The organism is Paraliobacillus sediminis, from assembly GCF_003426055.1.
The window spans coordinates 1,290,202-1,316,633 of record NZ_QJSI01000002.1; the positions used below are offsets into that span (position 1 = coordinate 1,290,202).

At 35.9% G+C, this 26,432-nt stretch carries 28 protein-coding genes, 2 rRNA genes and 1 riboswitch; of the genes, 6 read left to right on the forward strand and 24 right to left on the reverse strand.

The features are described from left to right. Positions 1 to 180: 180 nt before the first annotated feature. From D2K60_RS12560 to D2K60_RS12630, 15 genes are all read right to left on the reverse strand, one after another. A complete protein-coding gene (locus D2K60_RS12560; RefSeq protein ID WP_117170312.1) occupies positions 181 to 768 on the reverse strand; it encodes a TetR/AcrR family transcriptional regulator in 588 nt (195 codons plus the stop codon). A gap of 17 nt (positions 769 to 785) precedes the next feature. After that, positions 786 to 1,496: an MBL fold metallo-hydrolase gene (locus D2K60_RS12565; RefSeq protein ID WP_117170313.1), complete on the reverse strand. Its 711-nt coding sequence runs from the start codon at positions 1,494 to 1,496 to the stop codon at positions 786 to 788. 230 nt (positions 1,497 to 1,726) lie between these two features. After that, complete coding sequence (locus tag D2K60_RS12570) at positions 1,727 to 2,701, reverse strand: tetratricopeptide repeat protein (RefSeq protein WP_117170314.1); 975 nt, start codon at positions 2,699 to 2,701, stop codon at positions 1,727 to 1,729. A 58-nt stretch (positions 2,702 to 2,759) separates the two neighbouring features. Next, positions 2,760 to 3,584, reverse strand: coding sequence for an alpha/beta fold hydrolase (locus tag D2K60_RS12575; RefSeq protein ID WP_117170315.1), 825 nt, complete (start codon positions 3,582 to 3,584; stop codon positions 2,760 to 2,762). A gap of 138 nt (positions 3,585 to 3,722) precedes the next feature. After that, on the reverse strand, positions 3,723 to 3,932 hold the full coding sequence (locus tag D2K60_RS12580; protein ID WP_117170316.1) for a hypothetical protein: 210 nt from the start codon (positions 3,930 to 3,932) through the stop codon (positions 3,723 to 3,725). 175 nt (positions 3,933 to 4,107) lie between these two features. After that, positions 4,108 to 4,587 carry a small multi-drug export protein gene (locus D2K60_RS12585; protein WP_240335342.1) on the reverse strand — a complete coding sequence of 160 codons (480 nt, stop codon included), beginning with the start codon at positions 4,585 to 4,587 and terminating at the stop codon, positions 4,108 to 4,110. Positions 4,588 to 4,718: 131 nt separating this feature from the next. Then, complete coding sequence (locus tag D2K60_RS12590) at positions 4,719 to 5,561, reverse strand: CPBP family intramembrane glutamic endopeptidase (RefSeq protein ID WP_117170318.1); 843 nt, start codon at positions 5,559 to 5,561, stop codon at positions 4,719 to 4,721. Positions 5,562 to 5,800: 239 nt separating this feature from the next. Beyond that, complete coding sequence (locus D2K60_RS12595) at positions 5,801 to 6,493, reverse strand: copper homeostasis protein CutC (protein ID WP_117170319.1); 693 nt, start codon at positions 6,491 to 6,493, stop codon at positions 5,801 to 5,803. A 219-nt stretch (positions 6,494 to 6,712) separates the two neighbouring features. Further along, positions 6,713 to 7,420 carry a DNA alkylation repair protein gene (locus tag D2K60_RS12600; RefSeq protein ID WP_117170320.1) on the reverse strand — a complete coding sequence of 236 codons (708 nt, stop codon included), beginning with the start codon at positions 7,418 to 7,420 and terminating at the stop codon, positions 6,713 to 6,715. A gap of 106 nt (positions 7,421 to 7,526) precedes the next feature. After that, positions 7,527 to 8,177 carry a YdeI/OmpD-associated family protein gene (locus D2K60_RS12605; RefSeq protein WP_117170321.1) on the reverse strand — a complete coding sequence of 217 codons (651 nt, stop codon included), beginning with the start codon at positions 8,175 to 8,177 and terminating at the stop codon, positions 7,527 to 7,529. A 40-nt stretch (positions 8,178 to 8,217) separates the two neighbouring features. Then, positions 8,218 to 8,601 carry a VOC family protein gene (locus tag D2K60_RS12610; RefSeq protein ID WP_117170322.1) on the reverse strand — a complete coding sequence of 128 codons (384 nt, stop codon included), beginning with the start codon at positions 8,599 to 8,601 and terminating at the stop codon, positions 8,218 to 8,220. Between the two features lie 109 nt (positions 8,602 to 8,710). Next, positions 8,711 to 9,280 carry a DUF4256 domain-containing protein gene (locus D2K60_RS12615; RefSeq protein WP_117170323.1) on the reverse strand — a complete coding sequence of 190 codons (570 nt, stop codon included), beginning with the start codon at positions 9,278 to 9,280 and terminating at the stop codon, positions 8,711 to 8,713. A gap of 55 nt (positions 9,281 to 9,335) precedes the next feature. Continuing rightward, positions 9,336 to 9,944 (reverse strand): transglutaminase-like domain-containing protein, encoded by a 609-nt coding sequence (locus D2K60_RS12620; RefSeq protein WP_117170324.1) that lies wholly within the window; start codon positions 9,942 to 9,944, stop codon positions 9,336 to 9,338. A 178-nt stretch (positions 9,945 to 10,122) separates the two neighbouring features. Next, positions 10,123 to 10,941, reverse strand: coding sequence for an ABC transporter permease (locus D2K60_RS12625; RefSeq protein ID WP_117170325.1), 819 nt, complete (start codon positions 10,939 to 10,941; stop codon positions 10,123 to 10,125). Beyond that, entirely contained in the window at positions 10,928 to 11,914 is a 987-nt protein-coding gene (locus tag D2K60_RS12630) for an ATP-binding cassette domain-containing protein (protein ID WP_117170326.1), read from the reverse strand. The genes D2K60_RS12625 and D2K60_RS12630 overlap by 14 nt, the downstream gene beginning before the upstream one ends. A 224-nt stretch (positions 11,915 to 12,138) precedes the next feature. Between D2K60_RS12630 and D2K60_RS12635 the strand changes: the two genes are divergently transcribed. The 3 genes from D2K60_RS12635 to D2K60_RS12645 all read left to right on the forward strand — a co-directional run bounded on the left by D2K60_RS12635 (position 12,139) and on the right by D2K60_RS12645 (position 14,466). Next, positions 12,139 to 12,453, forward strand: a complete 315-nt coding sequence (locus D2K60_RS12635) for an ArsR/SmtB family transcription factor (protein ID WP_117170412.1) — start codon at positions 12,139 to 12,141, stop codon at positions 12,451 to 12,453. A 211-nt stretch (positions 12,454 to 12,664) separates the two neighbouring features. Beyond that, the gene (locus D2K60_RS12640; protein ID WP_117170327.1) at positions 12,665 to 13,885 is read left to right on the forward strand and encodes an MFS transporter; all 1,221 of its coding nucleotides are present in this window, start codon (positions 12,665 to 12,667) and stop codon (positions 13,883 to 13,885) included. Between the two features lie 209 nt (positions 13,886 to 14,094). Continuing rightward, positions 14,095 to 14,466 (forward strand): YkvA family protein, encoded by a 372-nt coding sequence (locus tag D2K60_RS12645; RefSeq protein WP_117170413.1) that lies wholly within the window; start codon positions 14,095 to 14,097, stop codon positions 14,464 to 14,466. Positions 14,467 to 14,536: 70 nt separating this feature from the next. Here the strand turns inward: D2K60_RS12645 and D2K60_RS12650 are convergent, their stop codons facing one another. Next, a complete protein-coding gene (locus D2K60_RS12650) occupies positions 14,537 to 16,468 on the reverse strand; it encodes a fructose-1,6-bisphosphatase (protein ID WP_117170328.1) in 1,932 nt (643 codons plus the stop codon). Between the two features lie 253 nt (positions 16,469 to 16,721). Next, a riboswitch (SAM riboswitch) is annotated at positions 16,722 to 16,820 on the forward strand. Between the two features lie 136 nt (positions 16,821 to 16,956). Between D2K60_RS12650 and D2K60_RS12655 the strand changes: the two genes are divergently transcribed. Continuing rightward, positions 16,957 to 18,060 carry a 5-methyltetrahydropteroyltriglutamate--homocysteine S-methyltransferase gene (locus D2K60_RS12655; protein ID WP_117170329.1) on the forward strand — a complete coding sequence of 368 codons (1,104 nt, stop codon included), beginning with the start codon at positions 16,957 to 16,959 and terminating at the stop codon, positions 18,058 to 18,060. A 110-nt stretch (positions 18,061 to 18,170) separates the two neighbouring features. Here D2K60_RS12655 and abc-f read toward each other — a convergent pair whose 3' ends face one another. The 3 genes from abc-f to D2K60_RS12670 all read right to left on the reverse strand — a co-directional run bounded on the left by abc-f (position 18,171) and on the right by D2K60_RS12670 (position 21,686). Next, positions 18,171 to 19,805, reverse strand: a complete 1,635-nt coding sequence (gene abc-f / locus D2K60_RS12660) for a ribosomal protection-like ABC-F family protein (protein WP_117170330.1) — start codon at positions 19,803 to 19,805, stop codon at positions 18,171 to 18,173. A 298-nt stretch (positions 19,806 to 20,103) separates the two neighbouring features. Next, on the reverse strand, positions 20,104 to 20,553 hold the full coding sequence (locus tag D2K60_RS12665; protein ID WP_117170331.1) for a hypothetical protein: 450 nt from the start codon (positions 20,551 to 20,553) through the stop codon (positions 20,104 to 20,106). Positions 20,554 to 20,705: 152 nt separating this feature from the next. Then, positions 20,706 to 21,686, reverse strand: a complete 981-nt coding sequence (locus D2K60_RS12670) for an SH3 domain-containing protein (RefSeq protein ID WP_240335319.1) — start codon at positions 21,684 to 21,686, stop codon at positions 20,706 to 20,708. A 336-nt stretch (positions 21,687 to 22,022) separates the two neighbouring features. Here D2K60_RS12670 and D2K60_RS12675 point away from each other — a divergent pair, with 336 nt between their 5' ends. Together D2K60_RS12675 and D2K60_RS12680 are read left to right on the forward strand one after the other, a co-directional pair. Beyond that, the gene (locus tag D2K60_RS12675; RefSeq protein ID WP_117170332.1) at positions 22,023 to 22,232 is read left to right on the forward strand and encodes a hypothetical protein; all 210 of its coding nucleotides are present in this window, start codon (positions 22,023 to 22,025) and stop codon (positions 22,230 to 22,232) included. 71 nt (positions 22,233 to 22,303) lie between these two features. Then, on the forward strand, positions 22,304 to 22,504 hold the full coding sequence (locus tag D2K60_RS12680) for a DUF6366 family protein (protein ID WP_117170333.1): 201 nt from the start codon (positions 22,304 to 22,306) through the stop codon (positions 22,502 to 22,504). An 84-nt stretch (positions 22,505 to 22,588) separates the two neighbouring features. On the opposite strand, the gene D2K60_RS21220 is transcribed toward D2K60_RS12680, so the two are convergent. The 5 genes from D2K60_RS21220 to D2K60_RS12705 form a co-directional block, all read right to left on the reverse strand. Beyond that, complete coding sequence (locus D2K60_RS21220) at positions 22,589 to 22,792, reverse strand: P-loop NTPase family protein (protein ID WP_117170334.1); 204 nt, start codon at positions 22,790 to 22,792, stop codon at positions 22,589 to 22,591. Positions 22,793 to 22,823: 31 nt separating this feature from the next. Next, the gene (locus tag D2K60_RS12690) at positions 22,824 to 23,042 is read right to left on the reverse strand and encodes a hypothetical protein (RefSeq protein WP_117170335.1); all 219 of its coding nucleotides are present in this window, start codon (positions 23,040 to 23,042) and stop codon (positions 22,824 to 22,826) included. Between the two features lie 298 nt (positions 23,043 to 23,340). Then, the gene (locus D2K60_RS12695) at positions 23,341 to 25,881 is read right to left on the reverse strand and encodes a transglycosylase domain-containing protein (protein ID WP_117170336.1); all 2,541 of its coding nucleotides are present in this window, start codon (positions 25,879 to 25,881) and stop codon (positions 23,341 to 23,343) included. A 244-nt stretch (positions 25,882 to 26,125) separates the two neighbouring features. Further along, positions 26,126 to 26,241 (reverse strand): 5S ribosomal RNA (gene rrf, locus D2K60_RS12700). A 69-nt stretch (positions 26,242 to 26,310) separates the two neighbouring features. Further along, positions 26,311 to 26,432, reverse strand: a 23S ribosomal RNA gene (locus D2K60_RS12705); the annotation flags it as partial.

The following is a 26,432-nucleotide window of genomic DNA, read 5'->3' on the forward strand; positions in this document are numbered from 1 at the left end:
ATCCACTTCTCCTTTCTTACTAACTCCTAGTTTTTTCCTCATTTACTAATGTAACATTTAATGAAGTTGATAAAAGTTTTAAGAGATTAAAGGTGAACAGAGTTAGGAGATATTAGTTTGATTATAATATTTTCTCTAAATCCTTGTGTCTCCCCCATTTTCTTATCATTACTTTACTTCTTAATCTGATCTCCCTTGCTTTTGAACCATTGAATGAATACCTTCGATAAAAGTATCGATTAAAATGGAGAAGCTACTTTCAAGATTAACAGACATTTGGAAGCCTCCAGTTCTATCTAATGAACTAAAACCATGTAAAATACTTCTCAAACCTCTCACGATGTGAACGATCATGTCTTCTTCTAATTGGTAATCTTGAAGGACTTGCACTACAAGATTCAATATGGCGTTCTGCGCATCCTGTAGTTTTTTGTCCGTACTATCTGGAATACGATTGGTCGCATCGTAAAGTCCGGGATGAATTTTTGCAAAGTCAATATACGCCCGAGAGAGTGCACGAACAGCTTCATCACCTGTTCTCCCAATTGCAGCTGGCAACATGTTAACATAAAGTTGTTCTGTACCATAAATTGCTAATTCCTGTTTCACGCCCTGTAAACCATCAAAGTGGTTGTATAAGGATGGTGGTTTAATATGCAACTCCTGAGCTAGCAAATTAAGGGAGAGTTGGTCAAGTCCATGCAGATCAATAAACTCCGTTGCCTTTTCAAGGATGATGGTTCTATCCAACTTTGTTCTACTAACCATTTTTTTCACTTCCTTATTTATGATATTAGCTGTCGCTTGGCTTCTTCAATAGCCCTATCCATGTGTGCTTCAGGACTTTCTAACATATTACCATGTCCTACAGCTATTAAACTGGGATTTAATGCTCTTAGTTTCTGAACACTTACTAAAGCTTCTTCTCTATTCCATGTGGCCAAGGCTGGAAAAGGAAATAAGGGCTTCATGATGCCCGAGACAGCTATGCCCCCTCGAGTTTGCATAGCATCTCCCACCACCAAGCTACCATTTCGTATGTCGAGAAGGGTAATGGATCCTGGTGTATGACCTGGTGAAGCAATCACTTCCAAAGAACCGATTCGATCACCTTCCGAGAGCAAAACATCTGGCTGTGTTTGAATTCTTTTCGGTACTCCTCCACGAATTGGGCTGTCTAATTCAGTCGGAAGTAAAGTAGTATCACCAGCCAATAAACGTGCATCCCTCGTTGAGATATGAACACATAATTCCGGTATACTTGCTTTTAGCATATCTAACGAACCAACATGATCACTATGAGCATGTGTCAAGATGATGTTCGTGATCGGCTTTCCAATTTTTCGGGCAGCTAACAGAATTTTTTTGGTACAGTAAGGCATAGCTGCATCAATCAATGTAACGTTATGTTCTTCCTCTACCAAATAACAGTTAACTGGAAATAACCGGGGCATAAAAGATATTTGATGTAATTTCACTTTACTGGTCATTTTCACGTTTTATAATCCTCCTTCAACAACATAAACTAATCTAATTAGTATTTTAACTAATTAGATTAGTTTATGCAAGAATAAATTATAAAAAAACATAAAGCATATAAAAGATAATTGTTAAAAATCACAGAATAATAATGTCTAATAACTAGGAGTGGGCTATCTAGCACTTACTTTATTTCAATCAGCCTTGCTCTGAGGACTATAGTACAATAAGAAATAATCTACTCTAATTAATACTCTGTCAACTCAATAAATGTCTCATTATCATAAATGCTCGATAATAGTGGATCATTGTATGCTGTATCCTTCAATGTATCGTTTAATTCTATCGATCTAGCTAATCCCTCCAATCCGGAATCTATCTCTCCTTGTTGCACAAGTGCTACACCTTTTCCGTAATATCCAATTGCTTCATTTGGAAATTGCTCAATAACAGTGTTATAAACTTCTTCAGCTTCTTTAAAATTACCCGCATGTGTAAGCATTAAGCCTTTATAATCTAAAGCATTTACTGGTTGTTCTGACTCAAACTCAATAATCTTGTTTAAATATGGAATCGTATCACTATATTCCTCTAAAGAATCATGGAGGTAGACCAGATACCATAATGCGTCGATATCTTCGGGATAGGCTTTTATGTATTGTTCTAAATAAGGGATTCCTTTTTCATCTTCGTATAAAAAGTAAAGCGAAACGCCTTTTCCATATAGCGCATAAGGTGCACTAGCATCGATTGCTAAAGCTTTATCATAATACTCTAGCGCTTTTTCATACCTTTCAAGCATATAATGCGCATTTCCCATGTTGATAAATTGTTCTGGTTCCTTGTCACTAATATCAATCGCTTTTTGTCCAGCAACAATGGCTTGTTCGTATTCGCCTAGTTCATTTAATGACAAAGCCTTGTTATTAAATGCACCATCCATTTGGTTATCCAGTTCAATTGCTTTGTTTAGTGATTGTATTGCTTCTTCATATTGCCCAATAAAATTCAGAGCATAACCTTTCTCGTTATACAGTATTGGATCTTCAGGGTATTTTTCCAATCGTTGATTCACATCTTCTAAAGCTAAGTCATACTGTTCTTTTTCATACCATTTATCATATTTTTCTCTCGAAAATTCAGGATCTGTAGCACTTAAAAGGTTGCATCCTGAAAGAATAATAAATGAAAAAACAAATAAAGACCAAATTTTTTTATTCATTCTATCACTTCCTTTTTTCAATATAATTATCTTTAGCTAATGTTAGTGAAGTATCCTTTCAGCTATGTTTAATAGACACTTCAATTCTATCTAACCATTCATTTATTAAACTATTAAAAATTTGTGGTTGTTCCATTTGTAAATTGTGACCCGCTTTATCCAATATAGCAAAAGTTCCTCGTGGATGTTTGTTTATAAGATCAAGGGCATCTTTAAATCCAACAGTTGCGTCTTGTCTTCCTAAGAAGAAAACACTAGGTTTATCAAAATCAGACTGATCAATTTCAAAAGTAAAGCCATATTTACTCTGAACCTTATCTAAAAACTTTTCATCCGCAATTTCACAACCACTTAAAATTTCTTGGTTGTATCTTAGCCAAGTGTATGCATCAAGCACAACATTATTGCTACTAAAACCTTTTAATTCTTCCTTTGATAATTTTTCAATAAAACTTTTTTCTATGTTTAATATTTTATGTTTTTCAACTGTTCTTTTTTCTGCTGACGGTATAATTACGGGACAAATAAATGCCGCACCGAGTACCTTTTCTTTTTGCTTTTGAATAACGCCTCGAGTTAAGTAACCGCCATAAGATTCTCCAGCAATTAAGTATGATTGATTCGGAATGATAGCTTGAATAAATTCTAAAACAGCATCCAGCATGTCATCCGAACTACTTATATCACTATAATTTTTCGTTACTCCCATACCTGGCAGATCAATATAAATACGCCTCCAACCATCTCTCTTTGAAAAAACAGGCTCCATACATCCAGTCATTAATCTATGGTCGGGAGAATAACCATGTAGCATTATAATTGGTATCCCTTCCCCAAAATCTTTATAATGTATGTCTGCTTGGCGAACTTTGCAATATGGCATATGTAGTCCCCTCTTTCACAAAAAAGTCCTTTTAATCTAGATGTATTTCATTATACACTATTGTGGTTATTTTCCTTATCATAAAAAAAGCACCAACTTCTAATTAATAGAAATCAGCGCTTTTCATTAGCTATTCGTTTAACGTGACGCTTTTGGCGGTTGACATACGTCGCATTTGCGTTGGTTTTTATTTTTGAATTTCGTGAAGTTTTTTTCGAAATTGTTACCACAAGAACATGTGAATAACAAGTTTTGAGAAAAACCATGATATTCCGTTGTTAACAACTTACTATCTGAATTCTTCTCAACAAAATCTTTAATTTTATCAATTGTCCATCGTTTATTCATTCTCTTACACCTCCATATATATCATTAGTCGGAGGCATTTCTTTGCATCCGTTCCATTATCAGCAAAAGTCATCATTACCCTAAGTTGTTCATTATAACATGACTAGTCTCGTACATAACAACTGAATGTTTTTCTTAGATCATCACGTTTCACTGTATGTACAGCTGATCATAATTAAGAAGCATTGTTATCAAATATCTGTTCAATGAATTGATTATCTATATTCAACCAATCAATGCCGAAATATGCTAACAGGCCAAAAAATGTACTCCATGCTGTCACACTGATAGTTATCCAAATTGTGACTTGTTTTTTGGACCCACCAAAGGCTAAACTCAAAAATGCGGATAAATGGCTTCCAACAAAAAATGGCCCAAGAAGAGCTAAGCCAGGCGGACCGTACTTTTTCCATAGTTTCCTGGCACGAATGGAACGCTTATTGTCGTACTTCCCATTTTTCTCTCGCCATGCCTTGATTTTGTCAACAAAGATAATCACAATATAAACAGTCAATAAATTACCTAATATCGCCAATAACAATACTGGAATAAATGCTAGGCCTGCATAAGTCGCGATTGGCGTTAAAATGATCGCTTCTACAAATGGCATAGCAGCAAGTAAAAAAACCAATATATACATCGATAATAATTCCATGATTTCCAATAAAATCCCCCTAAATATATGTTAGTTATACGAATAGCATAACACCGTATGAACAGAATTCAAATGAGTTTATTAATTTTGGTGGGTACGTTTTTGAGCAGTAAATCCTCCCCACGGCTTCACTACATAATAGTGCCACTCATAAACATCCAGAAGTTTATGACGAAATGAAAAATAATTACAGGTAGTAGACCACCAGATTTCAGTGTTAATCCTGTCATGTAGATACTTCCTAAGCCAAATCCCAAACAAGCAAGTATTGGTATACCTAGAGCATAATGGTACAATCCGAAGCTGAAACTAGTCACAATTAAAGCTGAGACGACTCCCATCGATTCAGTAAATCGACTTAAAATAAATCCTCTCCACATCACTTCTTCTAAAGGTGCATTTACTCCTGCAAATAATAAGCTATACAATAGAAGCTCCCTAGTAAAGTTCACATTTGGCAATACATTAATAGTCACTATAAAAATGACACTTGTAATAATGGAAAAAATACTAATAAAAAACCAAATGGGAGGATGGTCAAACCCCCTCCATATCCAAGGGAAAGAAATCCGCGCTTTAAAATCACCCATTCTCCAAAAGTGGATTGGCTTCTTATCATCAATAAGTGCTGTTGATAATAGCAAGAGAATATAAATAACGAGAAGAAGTCTAGTAGAAATCTTTGCAATCTCGAGTGAGAAACCCTGTTCCATTACCCACATAATCAAAGGTTTTTGAATAATTTGAAACAGCATAAAACCAACTATAAATGCACAGCATGTCAGTACTATATTTTTTAAATTCCGAAAAAAGTACATCATAATAAACAAACTTACAATTAATAGAATCATAGCTAAATAAGATGGGTACAGTTGTATCGTTACTACACTTCCAGAAAACATAATAAATAAACTTAGATTATAGAAAAAGGTTTTATCCAGTCCAATCTTTTGCACGTTTAATTTTGGCATCATTTATTTAATCCTCTCAAAAAACAGAATACTTCTGTGTACAAACTGAAAATGGATAAGATTATAATCACATTATTTTAAAATAAATGTCTTTAATTTGTAGTTTAAAAGAGAAGATATCTAGAAGTAGGCAATCAATCTTGCTGAAGTAATCATCTATCAAGATTTAATTATACATGACTTTGTACAATAAAAACCCAGTTCTATATCGAAACTGGGTTTTGGTTCTTAGTCACATATGTTTATCTATCGGATAGTACTTGTTTAATTCCTTCAAAGACCGTGTCATCAAAACCTGCCTCAAATGAATGCTGCTTTCTAACTCCGCTACCAAAATGATATTCATCAGCTCCGACTGCATCATCTAATTCTTGCAAATTGTCTAATTTCACACCACTTCCAGGCAGTATTGCCGGACCATTTAATTGATGTTGCAATTGCATTAATTTTTGCAACGACAGGGTACCTTCCAAACAGCTAGCTGCACCACCAGAAGTCAATATTCTCTTAATATTATTCCGATAAGGCACTAATGATTGATAAGCTTCCAATTGGTCTTCTACTTCATCAAATGCGCGATGAAAGGTTACATTTAGATCTGGAAATTCCTTAAATAGATCAGTAAGAAAAGCTGTATCTATTTTATTATTCTGATCAAGTGCCCCGATTACAATTCGGTAATGACCTATTTCGTATAAAGACGCGATATCTTCCTTCATTGCTTCCTTATCAGTTGAACTATACATAAAACCATAGTTGTGCGGTCTGATCATAACTTGAACAGGGATTTGTACATCTTTCAGCGTTGTTTTTATCGTTCCATACGATGGAGTTAAACCGCCCAATTGAATAGCCGAAACTAGCTCGAGTCTACTAGCCCCTAATTTCTCCGCTTCTATTGCATCATTTTTATTTTGCACAATACATTCTATCAATTAAAAAACGCCTCTTTTCCTGTTACTAGTTTATAAAAGGTTCATCCCTTCGCTAAGGGAACGGTTCGTACAAACCTCATTGCATACAAACCGATTCTGCTTTCTCTAAAGCAAGCAATAAATTTACGAAAATAGTACAAACACGTAAGCCTTTATTCAGTAACTTCAATCAAGAGTGCGCCACCCTTTTGCAACAACATCCACTATATGAAATAAATGTTAACACCTCACATGTTTGCGTTTAAAACCAATTCTTCCTCTATCAATTTCTTTTTGAATGCTTTCGTTAGCGTTTAGGAAACTGTTCTTTTTCTTATTCCGTTTAACTTCTACTATGCCTACTTCCTTTGCAGTCTCGACTGCTTTTTCATGTAGGGGTAAATATGAAATACCCACGGTGTTCAGAAAATTATTCATAGCGGACTTCGCTCGTTCTGGCGAGTCATGAATCGAACTCTTGACAAGATCAAGCATATTAGAAATCTTGCTTTCTGAAAATGCATCGTCCTTACGATTTCCCAAAAGCCAACAGTAACAGCTCCATCCAGCTGACATTCTTAGCTCGTCACCGCTTGTAATCCATTTATCAGCAACGGTTTCTGCAATATCTGACTCTGATAAAGTTACTGCAACCACATAATCAGATAGCATGTAAAAATATGCTCCATCCATCCAACGATTAAAATCTGATTCGGTCATCGCTTTTGGATCTGCAATAATACCTGCAAAGTACATTGCATCATAGTTACCCGTGTTATAAAGTTCTTCAGCTAACCGTTGATTTATTTTTATTTTCTTGACGATTGGTTTCATAGCACCTGTAGCCACACCAAAAAGTGGCTCATTCGCACCATTTGATAGGTACATTTTTTTAGTTCGTTCCTTACCTAGTGCTTCAAGTTCTTGCATTACTGTTTCAAGATCCATCGTATTTTACTTCCTTCCTACATGTAACAACTCGTTTATAAACCTCTATTTATGTATTTTTATTTTTTCTTATTGCTACATAATAGATATGACATCCTTTAGCTATCTATTTATTTTTCTGACGATACAAATCAACTGATTTATACCCTTGTGATAGGATATCGACCATTTGAGCATGGCGTTTATCACGTGTTTTCTGTTGCTTAGCTGAAAAGATATAACGCGCCCAATCCCTTTGATAACCTGCAGTTAAATCCTGATAGAACTTTAGTTCATTTGGGTGATCTGTTAATAGCTTTTCCACATCGCTCACATTAGCATCGTAATCAGCTACACACTGACTTGCAGCAGATGATTTTTTCACTTTCTTCTTTTCGCGTTTTAAACCAACGACAGTAAATACATCATCCATGCTTACCATCCGAGAAAATTTCACATCACTTTTACCTATATAGCCATCTTCGCCTACTTTCATTGCTGGAAAGATAGCATCTCTGTGAACAAACGTATCATACCGCTTGTTCCCTTTTTTCGGATAGGCAAAAAATAAGTATCCTTTTTCAAGTAATTGTCCCACATCAATGATATGTGCAGTATGGTTCACCATTTGCTCAACTGTTTCAACAAAGATGAAAATAGCATCATGATCTCGCGTTAGTTCCGTCTTATATCCATTAAATAAAGCATAATCGCTTGGTTGATCAAGAACAGCAAGATTATTATATTTCTTCAAGTTTAATTTATCACTAATTGTCATAATAATCCCCTCTACGATTTAATAACATATACACCATTGGTTACTTCTGTACTATCTGAATAAGGTTGCCACATGTATCATCGAAAATAGCCATAGTAACTTCGCCCATTTTAACTGGTTCCAAAGTGAATTTCACGCCGTGTTTAATTAATCTATCGTACTCTTTATGAACATCTCCAACGCCAAACATGGTTACAGGGATGCCATCTTCGAATAGTTTTTTTTGATACGCATTGGCGGCTGGATGGTTATTTGGTTCGAGGATAAGCTCGGTACCTTCCTCATCCCCAGGAGTAACTAGTGCGATCCACCTGAATTCTCCTGCAGGAACGTCATGCTTTTTAACAAATCCCAACGTTTTTGAATAAAAATCCAGCGCCTTTGCTTGATCTTGTACAAATATACTTGTAACAATAATTCTCATATTATTTTTGCCTCCTATGTTTTATCATGTATCATGCGATGAACAAGATATTAATCCTTTTTCCTAGGTTATCCGTATTGACGTTCACATTTACCCATTCGCGAAAAATTTATACTTTTAGTGAGCCACGGAAACCCCTTGCACCGTAGTAGGAATCTGCGCCATTGTGGTACATAAAGACAGTGTCATAACGTCGATCACAAAAGATAGCTCCGCCAAGTTTTCTAATATTAGCAGGTGTTTGCACCCAGCTCGACGTTTTCATATCGAAATTCCCAAGTTTCTGTAGTTCTCGGTATTCTTCCTCAGTCAAAAGTTCTATCCCCATGGCATTTGCCATATCGATAGCGTTATTTTCGGGTTTATATTTTTTCCTTGACTCCAGGGCTTCAAGGTCGTAACAAACACTTCTGCGGCCTTTAGGACTTTCCACTGCACAATCAAAAAAGATATATGCATCCTTACTCTTATCAAACCCTACAACATCGACTTCACCACCAGTTGCTTCCATTTCATTGAGCGACCAGAGCTTTTCAGAATTAGCATCCAGCTTTGCCTGAATTTTATCCCATTCAAGATCTTTATGACGGTCCATATTTTTCTCAAAACGGTCTTTCAGCACAGTTAGTAATTCTTCTCGTTGTTCTAGTGACAATTCCTTTTTATTGCTTTTTGTCATGTTAGTGGCCCACCTTATTAAATTTATTTAAGTATGCTATTTGTTAGTGCAACAACTATAAATATTGTGTTAAATGATATTTATACATTTCAATTGCATCTATATTTTCTTCTAATACAGCTATTGTTTTAGGAGTGGGATTTGTATAAATAATTGGATAGTCCACTTCATCCAATTTCTCTTGTGTGGTAAAAGCTAATCGTTCTTCATCAATTGAAAATTGAGCATCGATTCCCTCTTTATTGCCACGAGTATCTAGCCTTATCCATCTTTTAAGTGATTTAAAATAAACAGCATTCAAAGCATGAATACTATAACCTTTATCTGGCGTATCAAACAACATTAATCGTTGATAACAGAAACCTGTTGGTATTCCCTGAGCACGCAATAAAGCTGCTAATAGATTAGTTTTAGCATAACAAATTCCTTCTTTGTATTTTAACACATCTGATGCAATGCAAGTCACACGTTCCCCCTGAATATCCCAAGAGTGAGATATTTCATCACGGACAAATTCAAAGGCTACTTTTACTTTTTCAACCTCTGTTTGCGTCGCGCTAAAAAGTTCCCCAACCTTTTCCTTGATCAATGAATTAGAGTAATTAACTTCATTTCCTTCCCGCAAATAATCTTCTAATTTGTCTGACTCACAAATCATTTCCATTAGATTCTCTCCTTTATTTGATTAGCAGTTAAACAAGAAATAATATGCAAGAACAGCAATCAGTGTTTACCCAACCCTTTTGTTATTTTTAACATCGCGTATTCAATCTAGATTTAAGTTGAAAATAACTCCAAAATGCGAACAGTGACTGGCACTGTTCGCAATGAGTCATCACGTATTAATTCTTATTTCTAAAAAAGTACATCGTTAAAGGTCCAAATACAAGGAGTAATCCAATTGAAATATAAAATACCATCATGATATCGTTTAGTGCAGCCGTACCATGAATTAAGCTACGTACGGCATCAACGACAAAGGTGATTGGGTTAATTTCAACAAATTTCTGTAGCCAATTAGGCATAGTCGTTGGGTCTACAAATACACTACTTAAAAAAGTTAATGGAAATAAGATCATCATACTCATGGCCATCAGTGCTTTTTCAGTACGTACAATAATCCCGAGCATCGTCCAAATCCAAGAAAGACTGAATGCGAAAAACAGCAGCAACAAAACGCCTAAGACCACACCGACAAACCCTGCCTCTGGTCTAAAACCTAAAATATATCCGAGGGTAATCATAATCGTAGATGCAATTAAATAGCGAACAGCATCAACGGCCAGTGCACCGACTAATACAGCTGGTCTCCAGATCGGTAATGTTCGAAAGCGATCAAAAACGCCTTTCTCGATATCTTTATTCAAATCAAGTCCAGTATACATTGTAATCATCGACACAGTCATAACGAGAATTCCAGGTAGTACAAAGTCTAAATATTCCCCAGTTGAACCTGAAATCGCTCCACCAAATAGATAGGTAAACATTAATAAAAAGATGACAGGGAATACCGTTACATCAAATAATTGTTCAGGTACATAGCGAATTCGTAATAACGCTCGCCATGCAAAAGTAGTAGAAGCATTTATCGCACTCGGTTTTTTTGGACGTGCTATTTTCGTTATCGCTTCTTCAAAGGAGTGTTGATCATTTTTGGCCATTCGCTTCGTCCCCTCCTTCGCTTTCTGGTAGTTTCCCAGTTAAAGTAAGGAAAACTTCATCCAAACTAGGCTGGCTCATCGAGAATTCCTTAATTTGAACAACCGCATTTGCCAATTCTCCTATCGCTTTAGCCGCTTTTGCGTGTTCTTTTATCGGAACAGTTAAGGATATTTCCCTTAAATTTGCTTCTGGCGATTGATCTAGCTGTTCTTCAAATATCTTGGTAGCTTTCGCTAATTCCTCAATATCATCAAAGTGTACCGTTAAACTTCCAGCACCAATGGATGCTTTTAATTCTTTACTCGTTCCTTCTGCAATTAATTTACCTTGATCGATTACACCAATTAAATCAGCCAATTGGTCCGCTTCTTCTAAATATTGCGTTGTCAAAAAAACAGTCGTACCGTTTTTTACTAACGCACGAATAATATCCCACACTTGATTTCGACTTCTAGGATCAAGTCCAGTTGTTGGTTCATCTAAGAAAAGCAGGTCTGGTGAGGTAACAATACTTGCAGCAATATCAATTCGACGCCGCATGCCTCCTGAATACTTCTTGACCTGACGTTTACTGGCTTCCTCCAATTTAAAAGCTCTTAATAAGTCATCCGCTCTTTTTTTAGCCTCTTTACTAGTAAAACCGACTAAACGACCGATGAAAACTAAGTTCTCTCTTCCCGACAGTTCCTCATCAACAGATGCAAATTGGCCAGTCAAGCTAATCGATTGTCTGACAGAATCCGCTTCTTGAACGAGATCATAGCCCATAACTTTAGCTTCACCCTCATTAGGCTTCAATAATGTTGCAAGCATACGAATCATCGTCGTTTTACCAGCACCATTTGGTCCAAGAAAACCATAGACAATTCCCTTTGGCACTTTTAAACTTACTCCATCGACAGCACGATCTTTGCCAAAAAACTTCGTGAGATTCGTCGCTTCTACCGCATATGTATTGACATTCTTCTCCATTAGCTATTCCCCTTTTTTTATTTATTCATGGTTGAAAGACGATCTCTTTTTAAGTTGATTAAATTTCCATCACTTAATTACGTATAACAATATCATACCAAAAAACACTCTTCTATCCCAGCAAATATCTTCGTTCTGCAATCCATTCAGTTTATAACAGGCAATTTCCATGGGACAACCTTAAATGATTGACATATCGAAATAACTCGATATATAATACTCATATGAAACAAATAGAATTATTTAAAGTATTATCAAATGAAACGCGGCTTAACATTTTACAGTGGTTGAAGGAACCGGAGAAGCATTTCCCTGAGCAACAGGCTCATCTTCCAAAGGAGGTAAGTATCGAGGGTGGCGTTTGTGTTGGTGATATTCAAGAAAAAGCGAGAGCTTCTCAATCTACGGTTTCCCATTACTTGAATATGATGCAGAAAGCTGGGCTTCTCGAATCTGTTCGCTATGGCCAATGGACGTATTATAGAAGAAACGAAGAAACAATTCTTCAATTAGCAGAATTTCTTAAAACAGAAATCTAGAATAGTAAGATTTCTGTTTTAAAACTACTTTAATATCGATTATTCTAGATATCTAGATAGTATGAAGTTGATAGGTAAAATGAAGTTACCTGTCTACGGACTAGCTTTTGGCTTTTTATAAAGTTAATTTTTCATTCTGGATATCTATATATATTTTTCGAACAACATAAAAAGAATCCCAGCAACTAATAGAAAATGGAGTGAAAATTGTATGACTCGTAACATAAACGAAGATTCACTAAGTACGAAACAAAAAATTTTGGCATTCACACTAACATTGCTTACCTTTGTGATGGGGACAAGTGAGTTTGTTATCGTAGGTTTACTAACAGAGGTCTCTACTGATATAGGAATAACTGTCGTAACTGCTGGAACATTGGTATCAGGATTTGCAATTGCTTATGCAATCGGTACACCTGTATTGACCGCCTTTTTAAGTAGGTTCTCAAAATATCCACTCATGTTGATTCTGATAGCAATCTTTATCTTAGGAAATGTCGTGAGCGCGCTAGCAGGTACCTACACGATTTTATTTGCTTCTCGAATTGTAACTGCAGTTGTAAGTGGTGTATTGACTGCGTTGTCTATGTCAATTGCTAGTGATGCAATGCCAAAAGTCAAGAAACCAGCTGTTATCGCTTCTATATTTGCCGGTTTTACGATTGCGAATGTCTTAGGGGTACCTCTAGGAACCTTTATCGGACAATTTGCTAGTTGGCATATGACATTTTGGTTAACTGCACTTCTCGGCGTTATTGCATTTATCATTAGTATGTTGGTTCTACCAAGGAATTTAACAAGTTCTAAGAGTTCTCTAAAGGATCAACTCAGCTTGTTTACACATCCTAGAATTATCTTAGCCTTTTTTATTCCTACTTTTGCAATCTCGGGAACTTATACCATATACACTTATATTACACCGATTATAGAAAACGAATTGGCTATTCCAACAAGGTATGTAAGTATCGTCTTGCTTGCCTATGGTGCATTTTCAATAATCAGCAACTTTTTAGCAGGTAAAATTGCTAGTAAAAATGGCATGCGTAAACTACGCTTTATATTCATTATTCAGGCTGTCATTTTGACTTCACTATATTTTACAATGTCTTTTACCATTGCAGGCCTTATAAGTATTATGTTAATGGCAATAATGATTTATGTAATGAATGCAACCATTCAATTATATTTAATGGATTTAGCAGAGAAGCATTCTCCAACTGCAAAAGACTTTGCTTCTTCCTTAACACCAGTAGCTGTTAATATCGGCATTGCATTAGGTTCTACCTTGGGCGGATTAGTTGTAGCAACAGGAAGTTTAGAACATCTTTCATGGGTTGGAGGACTAGCAGCATTAATTGCCTCTGGGTTAGCTTTTATTAGTTATAGCCTAGATAAAAAGGATAAACGTTCTGAAATAACGAGGCACGGATAATAGCGTTTATAAACCATAAATTAAACTCATTTACACTTTACGTACGTTAAAAATATTGATTCCAAAATTGATCTAACCTAGCGTACTTATTTTGTGCGTTTTAGTATATACTTTCGACATTTTCTAGTAAAATAAAAGTACATGCTACACTAAAGGAGAGATTAAACATGGCACATAAATCTGATAATCTTGATAATATAGACAAAGAAATGCAACAAGCAAGTGAACATTATTCGGATGAAAAGTTTTGGGGGAAGTTGAAAAAGTTCGCTAAGAAGGCTGGTTCTTCCGTGGTTTATGCCGTGTTACTGTTATATTATACGCTCCAAAAACCGGAAGTACCTACCAAAGCAAAAGCCGTTATTATCGGTGCATTAGGATATTTTATCTTACCACTAGACTTAATTCCAGACTTTGTTACTGGTGTTGGTTACACAGATGATCTTGGTGCTCTTGGGTTTGCTTTGTTCCAAGTGGCGATGTATATTGATGACTCGATTAAGTTAAAAGCAAAAGACAAGTTAACAGAATGGTTTGGGGATAAGGTTGATACTTCAGCTATTGACTTAAAAATTAATTGAAACCCGTTCAGTTAAAAAAGGGACAAGGCTCATTGCGCCTGCCCCTTTTTTGTATTGAATTTTATTTTGATCACTTCATATAGCGATAATCCATCAAACGATGTAGCATAGCAACTTCTTGTAATAATTCTTCGCCAACATTCGTTTCTTTTACCTTTTTCCGCTTTAATTCCTTGTCTACTAATCTTTTAACGGATAACACATCTGCACCATTTGCTAGTATTTCTTCTTTTGAGTTAAATTTTTTGTGGGCAACAAGCTGCATCCCATACGAATTATATAATAACGTGTATCCTGCAATTCCTGTTTTTGATTGATATGCTTTAGAAAAGCCACCGTCAATCACAATCAGTTTTCCATTTGCTTTAACCGGATTTTCACCGTTAATTTCTTTTACCGGTGTATGTCCGTTTACAATATGGCCTTGATCTGGATTAAGCCCAAATTCCGTTAAAATTTTTCGACATGTATCCTCATTCTCTCGTAAATGGTAGTAAACGTTCTTCCTCTCTTTGTGTGTTATCTCATCCGTGATGAAATACCTCTCAAAGGTCGTCATTTCTTTTTTTCCAAAGAGGGATGAATGTTCCCCTGTCCATAAATACCAAACCATATCTGTTGCCAAATCATCTGTATTTTCAGGATGTGCAAAGGCATTCCGTAAATAATATTCAAAGATATCAAACAGTTCACGACCCGCGTAGGTCTTATCTTCAATAACCATTTCCTCCATATTTCCTTCTTCATCTAGTGGAATACAGCCATGAATTAATAGATTTCCATTATATTTTAAATAGAGACTACCTTTCTTCATCAAAAAGCGCATATGTCGGGCAAACTTCTCTGACTTCTGGACAGAAAATAATAATCGGTTCATTACTTCCTCTTCTTCTGCTAACAATTGATCAGGCTTTTCAGGATTAATTGTTGCAAAACAACTATTTTCCAGTGGATAGGTTTCACCTTGAATCGTTATTTCATCCTTATCATAATCAATTTTCTCCAGTAATAGCCTGTCTGACATCTCAAAGTAGGCACGCCTCTTTATGATAGGACTCTCCAATTTGAACTGGATCATTGTAATGGCTTGATGTATCTTCGTGATTTGTAATTGTTCATGATCTGATAGTTTATCCCCGGAATCTACTTTTGGCCTAAAGGCTGGATTATCCTGATAGTATTTCTCCGCAAGATTGAGCAGTGGTCTAAGGTTTATTCCATACACATCTTCAATAATATCTAAATTGTTATACCGCGCACTGATACGAATAATATTAGCAAGACAAACTTTTGATCCCGAGAAAGCACCTAGCCATAGTACGTCATGATTCCCCCACTGAATATCCACAGAATGATAATTAGCAAGTGTATCCATCACTTTATCTGGTTCAGGTCCACGATCATAAATATCCCCCACTACATGTAGGTGATCGACAACCAGTTCTTGGGTCGTATAACTAAGGCCAATTATCAGTTTATCAGCCTGACCAAGGGAAATAATTTGCTGGATGATTTTTGTATAGTACTCTTTTTTATTTATGAATTCATCCGTCTTATATAAGAGCTCTTCTATGATATAAACGAACTGTTTAGGCAATGCTTTTCGCAACTTTGACCGCGTATATTTAGAGGATGCATAAGCAATAAGCTCCATCATATCTTCAATTATTTCTCGATACCAACTATGTAATGCTTCGTCGTTGTTAAAATCATTCTTTATTAATTGTAATTTCTCTACTGGATAGTAAACTAATGCAGCAAAATCATTGATTTCTTTATCAGTTAACTGATCTTTAAACAGGTCCGTTATTTTCTCTTTGACCCTGCCTGACCCATTTCGTAATACGTGTTGAAAGGCTTGATACTCGCCGTGTAAATCACTTACAAAATGCTCTGTTCCCTTAGGAAGATTAAGAATTGCTTCCAAATTAATAATCTCGGTTACTACTTTTTCTTCGCTGTCATAACTTTGAGCAAGTAAATCCAGGAATTTTTTATTCACTTTTGTTCCCCTCTCAAATCGCATCATTATTTTTTTTGAAAATTATTATTCGCATCGAGCATTCTCCCTTACTCGCTTCTTCAACACGAATAATTATGTATACTTTTTTCTGTAACTACTAGCATAGCATAAATTATCAGAATTTTTAATCAAACGTTAATTTTAGATTAACTCTATCACATTTTTTAAAATTCATCTTGACAAGTAGAGCAAATACTAGTATTCTCAAAATTAAGATAACTACAAACAAATAATCTTATCCAGAGAAGTGGAGGGACTGGCCCTTTGAAGCTTCAGCAGCAGACTAACAAGTACTGTGCTAAATCCAGAAGCGTATTGCTGAAGATAAGAGGAGAAACCGTTAATTCAAACCTCTTCTTTTCACAAGAAGGGGTTTTTACTTTTTATTTAACGTTCTTCCTAAGGAATGTCGCGTATGGATCAAGTTTGTTTGTCATCTTAAAACTATTCGGAAGAGGGGAATTAAAATGACAAAAACAGCAACAAAGGCACCATTTAGAGCAGACCATGTAGGAAGTTTACTAAGACCGGAGAGTATCCATCAAGCACGTAAGCAACTTGCTGAGGGAGTAATTAGTAAAGCTGATTTACACGAAATAGAAAATAAAGAGATTAAAAGAATCGTCGATAAACAAATCGAAGTTGGATTAGAAGCTGTAACAGACGGAGAATTCCGTCGTAGATTCTGGCACACAGATTTCTTAGAGCACTTACAAGGTGTTGAGGGTTATGTACCTAACGAAGGTTTTCAATTTAAAGGTGAAGAAACAGAGCGCTATGATGTACGTGTTATTGGAAAAGTAGCATTTAATCCAGCTCACCCGCATATTGAGGAATTCAAAATATTTAACGAGATTGTCGGAGGACGTGCTATCGCTAAGCTAACAATTCCAAGTCCAAACCAATTGTTCAACGCTGGGATTTTAAATGCTGCTATTTATCCTAATATTGACGATTACGCAGAAGACGTAATTACAGCCTATCGCGATGCAATAAAAGCTTTTTACGATGCTGGCGTTCGCTACTTACAATTAGATGACGTGTATATTGCAGGACTTTCTTCACCAGATATCCCGTTTAACGAGGGAATCCATTCAAGAGAAAAATTAATTGACCTAGCTCTACACGTTGTTAACAGTGTATTAGAAGGTAAACCAGAAGATTTAGTAGTTACTACACATCTATGCCGTGGAAACTACCGTTCAAAATGGGCATTTACCGGCAGTTATGACCTGATCGCGCCTAAACTTTTAGCTAATGAAGCAGTAGATGGTTTCTTCCTAGAATATGATGATGAGCGTTCTGGCGGTTTTGAACCATTAGAAAACGTTCCAAACGACGGACCACGCGTAGTCTTAGGCGTTTTCACATCTAAAACTGGTGAACTAGAAGATAAAGAAGTAATAAAAGCTAGAGTAGCAGAAGCTTCTAAATATGTACCACTTGATCAACTATGTATTAGCCCACAATGTGGCTTTGCTTCAACTCACCATGGTAATCTTTTAACAGAAGATGAGCAGTGGAATAAGCTAAAACATATTGTCGATGTATCGAAGGATATTTGGAAATAAACTTTAATTGAAGCGTCCCTAGTGGGCGCTTTTTTTGTTAGTTGTATTAAAAGAGGTCATACAGCTGTTTCCACGTGAGTGGCATTGTCTGTATGACCCTTTTCAATTCCTTACAATAAATTATTTATTTGTTTGGTAAGTTGATTAAATTTTTCATCAAGTTCTGGATATCCACTATCTTTTGGCGTCATGAAACTAAGCTTCCCTAGTACTTCTTGTCTTTCTGTTTCAAGTGTTAGACGCAATTTATCTGGCTCACTTTCTTGACGATTGCTTGCTTCTTTCGATTGTTTCACAATACTTTCATTTGAAAAAAGGAGTTGCTCATTTGTCGTTTTATCAAGAAAATACGAATCATGTGATACAACTAATAGTGTACCATTATAATCTGCTAATGTATTTTCAAGTTGTTCACGTGATGGCAAGTCTAGATGATTGGTTGGCTCATCGAGAATTAGTACGTCTTTTTCCTCTAGTATATACACCATTAATTTGCACTTCACACGTTCTCCCATACTCATATGAAGGATTGGTTCTCGCCATTGGGAAGAAGTAAATCCTAAATGCTGCATTAAATTCTGTACTTTTCCTCTTGCTTCGAACGTTTCTTTGAAAAATAGCTGTTCTGGCGTATTTTCCAATGGTAGGTCAAACACTTCTTGTGTTAAATAACCAATCGTCGCAGCTGGCGAAAGCCATACCTCGCCCTCAGACAGCTCGTCACCAACGAGTATTTTTAGAAAAGTTGTCTTGCCACTACCATTTGGACCAATTAATCCAACTTTTTCCCCGTGTTGAATAGTGAAAGTCACATCCTTAAATAGCGTTTGATCGCTAAATCTCTTTGTTAAACCTTTCACTTCTAAAAATCGTTTCCCAACCTTTGTGTTCGCTCTAATTGAAAACTGTACGTCGTATTCCGGCTTAACCTGCTCTACTTTGGCTTTTTCGAGTTCTTTATCCAAACGCTTTTGTTTTGATTTTATTTGTTTATCCATCCGCTTTGCTTTCACTCGATAATGTTCTTTATAGCCTTCTTTTTTTGTCGATTGTGCATGTGCTTTACTCGACCATGAAGTGAGCTCTTTCATTTGATTTTCAATTCGTTCCACATTTTTCTGTTGTTTCGTATACTCATGTTGCTGCGTAAGTCGTTTTTGTTCACGAAATGCCATGTAACTCGAATAATTGCCTTTGTGTTCGATAAGTTTCTTATCTTCAATTGACCATATCTTTGTTGTGACAGCATCTAAAAAATAACGATCATGCGAAACCAGAATAATTGTACCCTTATATTTTACTATTTCTTCTATTAAAAGTGTCGTACTTTGCTGATCGAGGTGGTTAGTAGGTTCATCCATTAATAAAAGATCAGCCTCTTCTGCAAATCCATGCGCAAGTCGTGCTTTTAACTTTTCACCACCACTTAATCTAGCATACACATGATCCGGCACGTGCCATTTATGAAGTAACGTACTTTCACGTGTTGTCACTTCTTTAGGAGCGTGTGACTCGGTTTCTTGTTCGACAAAAACGGTTGTGAGGTTCATTTCTATCGATTTTACGTTTCCTTTTGTCGGTAACAACGCTCCCGTAATTAGTTGTAATAAGGTTGACTTCCCTGCACCGTTTTTTCCAATAACACCGATAATATCACCTGTTTGGATACTAACATTTATATCTTCAAAAATCGTCTGATCAACTATTTCATAATGAACCTGTTGCAATTTCACTAGTTCTTTCATACACAATTCCCTCTCTTTATAGGGAGAACAAAAAAATCCTCCCAATTTATTTGGAAGGATTAGTCATAGTAATACATTCTCTGAACAAGCTATTGATCCGTTTTTAGAAAATGGCAGACTAATCCTATTTCGTGTGATTTGAAATATAAAATTTCAAACTTCAAAAATAAGATTAGATTTTCATTGGTCAGCCATCGTCCCTTCTTTATTTATTGTAGTTAGTATAACATAACTACATTAACTTTAAAATAAGATTAGTAAATGGCTCTAGTTTTTCAAACATGTTAAACCGCTCCTATTACAAATCGCTTATTCTGACAATCTCACCTATATTATAGCCCATCCAGACCCCAATAAATGGGAGACCATTGATAAAGTCAAATCTTACATAGTTAAAATCCGGAACAAATAATGTTACTGTAAAACCAACACTACTAATACTGATTATGACAGCTTCTATTATTTTTCTTCGCTTCCAACGCTTCTTCCCTAAACGATATTTGTCATATTCTAACACACGCCTGGTAGTCTTTGTGCCGATTGTCTTTCCTGTTTTTAGAGTATAGAAAATAGAAGTTGTAAAGAACCAGAGAAGTACGCAAACTAAACCAATAAGAACGAAAGCCTTTCCGTTCATTAGAAGATAAACAAACAGAACGAAAGATAAAAGCATATAGAGATTGCCCTGGACTAATTGAATCTTTTTCAAACGTTTAACTTCATTTATATCCCATGCTGTTTCAACCATTTTATCCTTCCCTTCAATTGATCAACTTCTTTAACCTTTTTGCTACGTTTAAGAGCAATCACTCACAACAAAATAGTAACATAACATTAGAACAATTCTTTACATATTATAAAAAAATCCACAAAGGAACTTGTCCTAAGTAGAATTTTTTATTAGTAATTACTTATATTTTCGGTAGGTGTTTGAATGATAACTGGATTTTTACTAGGATCTAACCATTTCATGATTTTGACTACATTTGCTTCTGATGTAGCGGTACAACCAAGTGTATAGCTATTTCCTATGTGGAAAAAGATCGCACTACCTTTACCCGGAGTACGTTGTGTATTGTAGTTAATCACAAATCCATTCGCATAAGCTCCGATTTTCATATTCTCGGCACTGTTCCATTGTCCTTGTGTTTTACTTTTGGATTGCCACGTATTGTAGAGTGAAGAATCTGAGTCATCTACCCAAACATCATCATCGGTGATATTCCGAAATGGTAGTTTTGTTCCAGGATTTCCTTTTGTGCCAAAAGCTGTTCCAATCGTGTATTTGCCAATCGGAGCCCTTTTATCTCCTTCTACCTTATTAGACGCAAGTCCATTCTTACCAACATGTCCTGAGACATTTAACACAGGTTGCCATTTGCCATTCCCATCTTTTTCAAATGTTTGAATCGTCGCATTACTTGTATTTGTGCCGTTCGTCGTTACAAGAATAAGTTGCTTATTCTTGTCGACTGTTTTCAATCCATCAGCGACATTTGAAGTCTCTTTTGGCTTCGATTCTTCTTTCTTTGTTGTGGATGGCGTTGAAGTAGATTCATTCTCAGTAGTCACTGCTACTGTTGTTGTCTTTTTAACTGCTGGCTTCGTGTCAGAAAGGTAATTGCTAGAAACCCAACCTGTTTGATTAGCAAACTCAACTTTACTCCAAGAACCATTTGTTTCATACACCGTCACTTCTTCCCCTTCCGTCACCGTATCAATAGCAGAATGGTTTGTACCAGCACCGCTCCGCACATTCAATGAACTAATTGTAATATATTGAGTTATAGGCTTTGAAAGAACAGTTGTTGCAGCAGTTGCTTCTTCATCTGCCAATGTCTCAACATCCGAATCTTTTACTTCTTCTGTTTCAATCCTCACTCTTGGATGACTAGATAACGCGTGAACTTTGCTAATAATGAAGAAATTTTTTTTAGGATCTAGACGGTTTTCATTACATTTACTAACGAGAATTAATCATGACTTTCCTATTATTGTATATCCTATTACTATATGCTAATTTTACAACACTATTTTCCATAGTCAACAGCAATCTATGATTAGTCACTTAAGATCAATATATTAGATTAGTAGAAAACAAGAATAGTTCATTTACACTGCCAACATTTCTTGAAACTTTTTCCTATTTCGATCGTATATAATAATAAGGAATTATAAATAGCATGATACGCAATATTTTGATTGGAGGTTATTCAATTGTTATTTCAGATTATAATTATTTCTTTGTTTGTTCTTTTTGCAGTTGCAGGGTTCTTCTTTGTAATTAGATTCGGTAGCTATAGTGGTATAATCGGAGATGATAATCCATTTCTTCAAAGAGATTTAGCTAAACGCAGAAAAAAGTTTGGGGAAAATAATGAAGATGCTGATAAAACAGATACGGATGAAAGTGATGACGAAGAATAGCTACACCTTACAATCCTCTGTATGCTAATACAAGTTGATTGTATTAAACCAAAAGCATAAGGAGCAAGATTATGAACCAAGATGATCGAGATCGAGATCGAAAAAGTTTAGAAGAACATCAGAAAAATCCAATGGGAAATTTTGCAGACTCCGTTAACCACTCCAAGACTGGTGATTTAGGAGCATTAGCAGGAGGTGGTTGTCTCACTAAGATTATCACTCTACTAGTCATTGTTGTTACTTTTCTTATATTGTCTCAATGTTCGATTTAGTCTAATAGCTTGATAAGATATATTACTATTCAATAAACCCTTAGTACTATTAAAAATGGCCTACTTATATCTAAGACTGTTTGATCAAATAACTGTGACACAATTATCAAATTGATCTTCTGAAATTACTTGAAAGCCGTTTCTTCTCAATAAAGCGGTAGTTACCCCAACATTATCTAATTCATAATGTTGTATAGCATGCTTCTCAGAAAACATTCTCGCTAATCTAGTCTTTCCACTTCCAACTGAATCTATAATATGTATTTTTTCAGGGATACTTTTGTTCAAAAGAACCACCGCCATTGTTTTCATTTAGTATTTACTTATTCTTCATTTTTTTGTCTTTATATTCAAAATAGAAAGTAATTGTTGCTCCTATCACAATTCCTATCGATGCTAAATAGGAGAAACCTAATATAGGTCCACGACCATTTTCTGGCGTTATAATAGCTTTTTCTATCCATAATACGATTAACACAATTATAAAACCAAACCATCTCATTGCTTTAATCCCGTTCTTTTTTTGCTGTTGACTCATATTTAAAACTCCTAACCAGTATTTCTAGTTTCCCTTAACTTATCCATACCTTTAAAACTATTTTAACATTAAATAACAATGTTATCTGATGATATTTGGAACAATTATCATTAGTTTACTAATTTCATGTAGTTAAAAAGAGCTATCAAATTAAGAAGAAACAGCAAAAAGGGTATTACAGAAGTTTCTGTAATACCCTACATTTATTTACTTCTTATAGTATGCTCATAAAATAAGTAAGATTGAACACAACAATTACAATTATAACAAGCAAGCCAATCGTTAATTATTTACCAGATTATTGATCACCTTCATCGGTTGAATCAATAGTGTCGGCTGTCTCCTCTTCTGTTGATTCGCTACTATCTTCATTTTCATCCGTGTCATTAGTTGCATCATCAGTATCTGTGGATTCCTCTTCCTCTGTTTCACCGCTATCTTCTGTTTCTTCTGTTGATTGTTCTTCTTCATTCGTGTCATTAGCCGCATCATCAGTATCCACTGATTCCTCCGCCTCTGTTTCACTACTATCTTCCGTTTCTTCTGTTGATTTTTCCTCTTCATTCGTGTCATTAGCTGCATCATCAGTTCCAGAGGATTCCTCCTCCTCTGTTTCACTACTACTTTCCGTTTCTTCTGTTTGTTCCTCTTCATCAGAATTAGTATCAGAATCGGTAGAATCACCATTATCTTCTTCATTCTCAGTGTTAGATGGTGGTGACAAATTAGGAATAAACTGATCCGATACGGCCGATGGTTCATAACCTTTAAGGAATAGTTCTCTCACTACTTGATCATCAGGTGTGAATTTACTAGCTCGTTTAACTGGATTTGATCCCTTTTCGACCTCTATTTCTATTACATCATCAGGACGTTCGAAATTAGGTGTATCCTCCCCAGAAACCTCACGCATCAAGTTATTAAATAACTTCTGTGCAGTCTTTCGTTCCGTTTGTGTTAAAGGATTAGAACGGTCTTTATACCCTGTCCATATAGCTGCCGTATATTGCGTTGTATACCCAGCAAACCAAGAGTCAGGAGCACCGCCAGAATCAATGTTATTAGCTTGTTTAAACGCATCTGTATAGTTAGTAGTCCCTGTTTTTCCAGCGATCTCTAAACCAGGAACTGCTGCAGCGGTACCCGTACCTTGTGGGTTTTCAACTACTTCTTTTAACATATCTGTAATCATATAAGCCGTAGAGGCTTTCATCGCAGCATTTGTTTCGTATGAAAATTCTTCTATTGATCCGTCTCTACGTTCAACTTTAGTAATGGCATAAGGCTCATTATAAATTCCTGCATTTCCAAACGCAGCATAAGCACCAGCCATTTCCATAGGATTAGTACCAGTACTATCTCCTCCAATAGCCGCACTTTCATAAACTTCATTATCATCATAATTCAAGCCGAGTCTGTTTACGAATTCAACAGCATTTTCATGTCCTACTTCGTTAAATACTTTAATAGCAGGGATATTCCGTGAATCCCAGAGTGCCTCACGTATAGAGATTGCTCCCTTAAACGCACCATCCCAGTTTTTTGGCTTTCCACCGTCTTGATATTCAAATTCTTCGTCTTCTATAATATGGGCTGTTGACCATTGTTTATTTTCAATAGCAGGAGCATAATCTAATAACGGTTTAATTACGGATCCAGATTGCCTGTTAATATCTGTTGCAAAGTTAAAGCCTCTCTTCACCTCAGCCCCGTAGTTTCTGCCACCTCCAATCGCTCGAATGGCACCTGATTTTGTGTCTAATAACGTAACACCTGCTTGGAAGGGCTGGTTGTTTTTATTAGCTGGAAAGTCGATAATATCTTCTGTATTTAGAATCTCTTCCAAATGACTTTGTGCGTCGGGATCTAAGGTTGTATGAATGCGAAGTCCATCTTCATAAATATTATAATCTCCCTTTTCACCCAGCTGCTCAATCACATAATCAATAAATGCCTTGTAACCTTGGTTGGTTGTTAATTGCGCGCGGTCTTCCTGATTTCTCTCCACAACATCTTCCATGATTGCTACTTGTTGCGCTTCTTCCATTTCCTCAACAGTTATTTGATCATGGTAATTCATTAAATAAAGTACCGTATTACGTCTTTCCTTTGCTTTCTCGGGATAATCATATGGATTATAATTATTAGGACTTTGTGGTATCCCTGCTAATAAAGCAGCCTCTGATAGCGACAATTCGTCAATACTTTTATTAAAGTAATAGTTAGCTGCTGTCTCTATTCCGTATATACTATCTGAATAATACGTTTTGTTAAGATACATCTCCAAAATCTCAGACTTGCTATATTCTTGTTCAAACTTAAACGCAAGCCATGCTTCTTGAGCTTTACGCTCTAAAGATTTCTCAGGTGTTAAAAATGACTGCTTAATCACTTGCTGTGTAATTGTACTTGCTCCTTCAGAACCAAATCCATCTGTAAAGTTAGCAAATACTGCTTTACCTAGTCGAATGGGATCTACACCATAGTGATCATAAAATCTAACGTCCTCCGTAGAAAGTACTGCTTTTTCCACGATTGATGGAATCTCCTCATAATCTATTAGTTCACGGTTCTCTGTACCGAGTCTAGTGATAACCTCTCCATCTTTGTCTAATACTTCAGAAGCAATTGGATCGATTAAGTCTTCTTTATTTAGTTCAGGTGCCTGACTCGCGTAGTATGCGAATAAGCTACCACCTGTCACTGTTACAGCAAAAGTTAGCAAAATTAAAGTAAACAGTATTTTAAAAAATAATGATTTCTTCTTTTTTGATTTGTCATTTTGTGTTTTATTTTGTCGTTTTTTCTTTTTTTCTATCCGTGAGTTTTTATGGACCAAGAATTATACCTCTCCTTTACTAATTAAGCCGTTGAGTCAATCATGCACTTCAATAATAAATAGTACTTATTTATGAGTCTCTTATGTTTACCCTAAACTGACTGGTTTTGAACATTTTTAACGAATAAATTTGCATTAGCTTAATTCAGATGTTGCTACTGTATTCAAATGAAACCAAAAATGCAACTAAGTTATATAAAAAAAGCATTTTCATCTCATTTGAGATGAAAATGCTTTTTACTTAGCTTAGCGACGTCCTACTCTCGCAGGGGCAAAGCCCCAACTACCATGAGCGCTGAAGAGCTTAACTACTGTGTTCGGCATGGGAACAGGTGTGACCTCTTCGCTATTGTCACTAAACCATTTTGAAGTTCATGTACCTTCAAAACTAGATAAGAATTACAACAAGACAACATAAACATATATATTATAGTTAAGTCCTCGATCTATTAGTATTCGTCAGCTACACGTGTCACCACGCTTCCACCTCGAACCTATCAACCTCATCGTCTCTGAGGGATCTTACTCTAAAAAGATGAGAAGTCTCATCT

What these genes read in the sequence shown, in the direction of transcription:
- D2K60_RS12560 (WP_117170312.1), bottom strand. Translation starts at nt 768, where the DNA reads ATGGTTAGTAGAACAAAGTTGGATAGAACCATCATCCTTGAAAAGGCA.
- D2K60_RS12570 (WP_117170314.1), bottom strand. Translation starts at nt 2,701, where the DNA reads ATGAATAAAAAAATTTGGTCTTTATTTGTTTTTTCATTTATTATTCTT.
- D2K60_RS12575 (WP_117170315.1), bottom strand. Translation starts at nt 3,584, where the DNA reads ATGCCATATTGCAAAGTTCGCCAAGCAGACATACATTATAAAGATTTT.
- D2K60_RS12580 (WP_117170316.1), bottom strand. Translation starts at nt 3,932, where the DNA reads ATGAATAAACGATGGACAATTGATAAAATTAAAGATTTTGTTGAGAAG.
- D2K60_RS12585 (WP_240335342.1), bottom strand. Translation starts at nt 4,587, where the DNA reads ATGGAATTATTATCGATGTATATATTGGTTTTTTTACTTGCTGCTATG.
- D2K60_RS12590 (WP_117170318.1), bottom strand. Translation starts at nt 5,561, where the DNA reads ATGATGCCAAAATTAAACGTGCAAAAGATTGGACTGGATAAAACCTTT.
- D2K60_RS12600 (WP_117170320.1), bottom strand. Translation starts at nt 7,420, where the DNA reads ATGGATCTTGAAACAGTAATGCAAGAACTTGAAGCACTAGGTAAGGAA.
- D2K60_RS12605 (WP_117170321.1), bottom strand. Translation starts at nt 8,177, where the DNA reads ATGACAATTAGTGATAAATTAAACTTGAAGAAATATAATAATCTTGCT.
- D2K60_RS12610 (WP_117170322.1), bottom strand. Translation starts at nt 8,601, where the DNA reads ATGAGAATTATTGTTACAAGTATATTTGTACAAGATCAAGCAAAGGCG.
- D2K60_RS12615 (WP_117170323.1), bottom strand. Translation starts at nt 9,280, where the DNA reads ATGACAAAAAGCAATAAAAAGGAATTGTCACTAGAACAACGAGAAGAA.
- D2K60_RS12620 (WP_117170324.1), bottom strand. Translation starts at nt 9,944, where the DNA reads ATGGAAATGATTTGTGAGTCAGACAAATTAGAAGATTATTTGCGGGAA.
- D2K60_RS12625 (WP_117170325.1), bottom strand. Translation starts at nt 10,941, where the DNA reads ATGGCCAAAAATGATCAACACTCCTTTGAAGAAGCGATAACGAAAATA.
- D2K60_RS12630 (WP_117170326.1), bottom strand. Translation starts at nt 11,914, where the DNA reads ATGGAGAAGAATGTCAATACATATGCGGTAGAAGCGACGAATCTCACG.
- D2K60_RS12635 (WP_117170412.1), top strand. Translation starts at nt 12,139, where the DNA reads ATGAAACAAATAGAATTATTTAAAGTATTATCAAATGAAACGCGGCTT.
- D2K60_RS12640 (WP_117170327.1), top strand. Translation starts at nt 12,665, where the DNA reads ATGACTCGTAACATAAACGAAGATTCACTAAGTACGAAACAAAAAATT.
- D2K60_RS12645 (WP_117170413.1), top strand. Translation starts at nt 14,095, where the DNA reads ATGCAACAAGCAAGTGAACATTATTCGGATGAAAAGTTTTGGGGGAAG.
- D2K60_RS12655 (WP_117170329.1), top strand. Translation starts at nt 16,957, where the DNA reads ATGACAAAAACAGCAACAAAGGCACCATTTAGAGCAGACCATGTAGGA.
- abc-f (WP_117170330.1), bottom strand. Translation starts at nt 19,805, where the DNA reads ATGAAAGAACTAGTGAAATTGCAACAGGTTCATTATGAAATAGTTGAT.
- D2K60_RS12665 (WP_117170331.1), bottom strand. Translation starts at nt 20,553, where the DNA reads ATGGTTGAAACAGCATGGGATATAAATGAAGTTAAACGTTTGAAAAAG.
- D2K60_RS12680 (WP_117170333.1), top strand. Translation starts at nt 22,304, where the DNA reads ATGAACCAAGATGATCGAGATCGAGATCGAAAAAGTTTAGAAGAACAT.
- D2K60_RS12690 (WP_117170335.1), bottom strand. Translation starts at nt 23,042, where the DNA reads ATGAGTCAACAGCAAAAAAAGAACGGGATTAAAGCAATGAGATGGTTT.